Here is a 1483-nt window from a genome sequence, read left to right on the forward strand (position 1 = left end):
GACGGACGCGATGGACGTGATGGACGCGATGGTAAATGTGGATGCAATGACAAACCAAGCGATTCAACACCACTCAAACCAACAAGAGAAAATTCAACGAATCCAAACCCAGGCGCACCAACACCGAAGCCAACGCCAAATCCAGATGAAGTTCCAGAAATGCCGAAACCACCAGTTCATGAACTACCAGAATACACTGGAGAAATACCTAATACGCCAGAGAATTCAACGAATCCAAACCCAGGCGCACCAACGCCAGGAGGTACACCGGACAGAAATCCAGGCGCACCAACACCGGGAGGTACACCGGACAGAAATCCAGGTGCACCAACACCAGGAGGTACACCGACACCAAACCCAGGTGTACTAACGCCAGGAACAACACCAAATCAACCGATAAATCCTCCAGAAATCTCTATTACAGTTAATGAGCATCCAAATGGAGAATTACCGAAAACAGGTACAACAACAGATCATCTATCAATTCTTTTAGGCAGCGGCATTTTATTAAGCCTATATGTCGGCAAAAGAAAAGAAGAAGAATCGTAGTTGAAAATTGGATTTGAAATATTGGAAAATCTCAAAAGTCGAGATACAAGTGTTTTAAGCTTTAAGATAAGGCGTCTTTAAAAGATAGATTTCCTGCGTAGCGAATGTTCTAACAAGAGATGTTATGCAGGAAGTCCATTCTTAGACGACCTATAAGAATGTTTTAATTTATCGATGATAGAAATCAAAGATAGCAAGAGTTAGAAAAAATGAATGAACAATTTAGTAAATAAAAGGTAATACGTTATCAAATAGTGTGGCAGAGGAGTGGAGTGAAAAAGATGTTCATTGGTTCTATCAGCTCGAAGATAATTCTTACATTGTAAATGAATGGAAGCAAATAAATGGAACATGGTATCGTTTTGATAATTCAGGATTAATGCAAACTGGTTGGGTAAAAGATAATGGTACATGGTACTATTTGAATCAATCAGGAGCAATGGCTACAGGATGGTTACAAGAAAATGGTAGATGGTATTATCTAAACAATTCAGGGACTATGAAAACAGGATGGTTTACAGTTTCTGGTAAATGGTACTATGCCTACAGTTCAGGAGCTTTAGCAGTTGACACAACAGTAGATGGATATACTGTAAATGCAAATGGTGAATGGGTATAATACCAATCAATAAGTAGGATTTTTGTCAATTGTAGTGGATTGAAGAAAAGCCAAAATCTAGAGACTGGAAAAAAATCTTTAAAATCAGAAAAACGCATAGTACAGTATCAGGTATTGGAAAACCTTGATATTATGCGTTGTTTTCGAGGAGGTTTAGATGTACTTTAGATTGGAAAATAAGGAACCCCAGAAGGTGCAAGAAATAGGGAATCAAGCTCTATAAGGTTAAGAAAAGAAGCGATGTCGTCGATATTTTGAAATTATATATTTAAACTAAAAACTCTCTATCTTTTTTGTGGTAGAGAGTTTTTTTGG

2 protein-coding genes are annotated in these 1483 nt (G+C 38.1%); both read left to right on the forward strand.

The annotated features are described in order from the left end of the window. Nucleotides 1-549, forward strand: a 549-nt coding sequence (locus SMIDD26_RS02285; RefSeq protein ID WP_134990108.1) for an LPXTG cell wall anchor domain-containing protein, incomplete at its 5' end; no start/stop codon positions are given. Between the two features lie 256 nt (nucleotides 550-805). Next, nucleotides 806-1168, forward strand: coding sequence for an N-acetylmuramoyl-L-alanine amidase family protein (locus SMIDD26_RS02290; RefSeq protein ID WP_061438781.1), 363 nt, complete (start codon nucleotides 806-808; stop codon nucleotides 1166-1168). Nucleotides 1169-1483: the final 315 nt, after the last annotated feature.

The sequence above is a fragment of the Streptococcus mitis genome (genome assembly GCF_001579035.1).
GTDB classification, from domain to species: domain Bacteria; phylum Bacillota; class Bacilli; order Lactobacillales; family Streptococcaceae; genus Streptococcus; species Streptococcus mitis_J.